This window comes from Spirulina sp. 06S082, from assembly GCF_034932145.1.
Classification (GTDB): Bacteria; Cyanobacteriota; Cyanobacteriia; order Cyanobacteriales; family Spirulinaceae; genus CCY15215.
In genome coordinates this window covers 1-2,504 of the sequence record NZ_JAYGHV010000249.1, presented here as the reverse complement: position 1 = coordinate 2,504, position 2,504 = coordinate 1, and the positions used below count along the sequence as shown (strand labels likewise).

Genomic DNA, 2,504 nt, shown 5'->3' with positions numbered 1-2,504 from the left:
TCGATCTGGAGGATCGCAATGCGATCGCCGGCTTTTATCAGTTCATCTGGAAACTTTTTTTCCTTGAATACTTCTTATTTCCTATCGCCTCTTGGTTGGCATAGAATTGAATTAGAAATAACCTAGGAACAATTTGTGTTAGACTCATCATTTAATCAAAACAAGAACCAAAAATGAAGATAACAAAAAACGTTTTTATTTTTACAGCAACTTTGATTCTCGTTGTTTTTTCAGGTTGTTCGACTCCCGAACAAACTCGTGCAACCAGTCCAGATAGTATAAATGGTCGCACGAGTGGCGCGATCGCAACAGAACAATTTTCGCCGATCGCTTCTTCTCCCATTACTACCTTAAATCATACTACTCCTAAAATTGCTCAAAATCCTCTTAAGGAAGATGAAAAGCTCAATTGTGAAGAACCACAAACACAACTTGAGATGAATCTTTGTGCGACAAAAGAAGCAGGAGAAGCCGATGCAAAACTCAATAGAGTTTATGGACAATTGAGGGATAAGGTTAAAGATACTGCCCAAGAAACGCGCTTAATCGCAGCACAAACTGCATGGATTACTTTCAGAGATGCAGATTGCGAATACTCTCAACGGCGCTATGATGGTGGAAGCATCATGCCTGCAATTTATGCGTTGTGCGTGATAGATTTAACCGAAAAACGAACTCAAACATTAGAGGACTATTTAGAAGAAGGATAAATCTAAATGATGAATGATGAATGATCAAAACACTTGTCAGGGAAAAGTTTATTTGTTAGGTGCAGGAGTTGGCAATTTAGACTCTCTGACTCTCAAAGGCGATCGCCGTCTTCAAGCTGCGGAGGTTTTGATTTATGATGCTCTAATTAGTGATGAATTGCTAACTCGAGTTCCTGTAAATTGCCTGAAAATCGAGGTTGGTAAACGAGGAGGAAAAGCCAGTACACCGCAAACTGAAATTAATCATTTACTCGTTACTTATTGCAGTCAAGGTAAACAAGTTGTACGTCTTAAAAGTGGCGATCCTTTCATTTTTGGACGGGGGCGAGAAGAGGTAGAAGCCTTGCAAAAAGCAGGGTGTGATTTTGAAATTATTGCGGGTATTTCTTCTGCATTAGCGGCTCCTTTACTGGCAGGAATTCCCCTCACAGATAAGTATTTAAGCCGTTGTTTTACTGTCCTCAGCGCACATCAACCAGAAAATCTGGATTGGGAAGCCTTGGCAAAAATTGATACATTGGTTATCTTAATGGGAGGAAGAAATTTAGGAAAAATTGTTGCATATTTATTGCAAAATGGGCGATCGCCATCTCACCCCATTGCTATTATTCGTAATGCAGGCAGTTCTCAGCAACAAATTTGGCGAGGAAATTTAGCTAATATTCAAGAACAAACCCAAGCAATTTCCCTCTCTCCTTGTATCATGGTAATTGGTGCCGTTGTCAACCTTCAAGAAATGTTTCAATCTTCTCACGCTTTACCCCTTGACAAAAAAACAATATTAGTCACTCGTGCAGCAGAACAGTCGAGTTACTTTGCGGGTTTATTATTGGAACATGGTGGGATGGTTTTGGAAATGCCTGCACTAGAAATTACTCCCCCTTCCAGTTGGCAAGAATTAGATAGCGCGATCGCCTCTCTCGATACATTTCACTGGCTCATTCTCACCTCGGGTAATGCTGTCCATTACTTCTGCAAACGTCTCGAAACATTAGGGAAGGATTTACGCAGTTTAGGGGGTCTTAAAATTGCTGTAGTGGGTAAAAAAACTGCAAAAACCCTGAGAGAATATCATTTAATTCCCGATTTTATTCCCCCTAATTTTGTCGCTGACTCTCTTGCTGAAAACTTTCCCGATCGCCTCCCAGGATTAAAAATTCTCTTTCCTCGGGTAGAAACAGGAGGAAGGGAAATTTTAGTGCAAGAATTGAATGCAAAAGGCGCAAATATTGTCGAAGTCCCTGCTTATCAATCCGGTTGTCCCGATCGCATCGACCCTTATGTTTTAAAAGCCTTACAAAGTCGTTCTGTACAGATTATAACCTTTGCCAGTTCCAAAACTGTTAAGAACTGCGATCGTCTTTTTAAACAGTCCTTACAGCCTCAAGAATTAGAGGAAATTCTCGCTTCTTGTTGTCTTGCTTCCATCGGACCGCAAACCTCAAAAACCTGTCTCGATTTATTTGGCCGCGTGGACGTAGAAGCTAAAGAATATACATTAGAAGGATTGACAAAGGCGATCGTAGAGTATTTTTCTGCCTAAAATGTCAGAAATGAGAGTAAATTTTTAATTAAAGTCACGCGAGTTGCTAGTTACAAATAGGATACGTTTCGATCCCCCTAAATCCCCCTTAAAAAGGGGGACTTTGGGATTCATCCCGCTTATCAAGGGGGACTTTGGGATTCTCCCCCCTTATCAAGGTAGGGACTATTCATCGGAGAGAGAAAAAATGTAACCCCCAAAGTGCCAGCCCCCTAAATCCCCCAAGTGTGGGGGACTTTGACTCCGGTTCC

The 2,504-nt window shown here is 41.1% G+C and carries 2 protein-coding genes and 1 pseudogene; all 3 read left to right on the top strand.

Features of this window, described 5'->3' with window-relative positions:
• Positions 1-104, top strand: a pseudogene (locus VB714_RS27465) (homogentisate phytyltransferase); the annotation flags it as partial.
• Between the two features lie 69 nt (positions 105-173).
• A complete protein-coding gene (locus VB714_RS15280) occupies positions 174-710 on the top strand; it encodes a lysozyme inhibitor LprI family protein (RefSeq protein WP_323225481.1) in 537 nt (178 codons plus the stop codon).
• Positions 711-723: 13 nt separating this feature from the next.
• A complete protein-coding gene (gene cobA / locus VB714_RS15275; protein ID WP_323225479.1) occupies positions 724-2,253 on the top strand; it encodes a uroporphyrinogen-III C-methyltransferase in 1,530 nt (509 codons plus the stop codon).
• Positions 2,254-2,504: the final 251 nt, after the last annotated feature.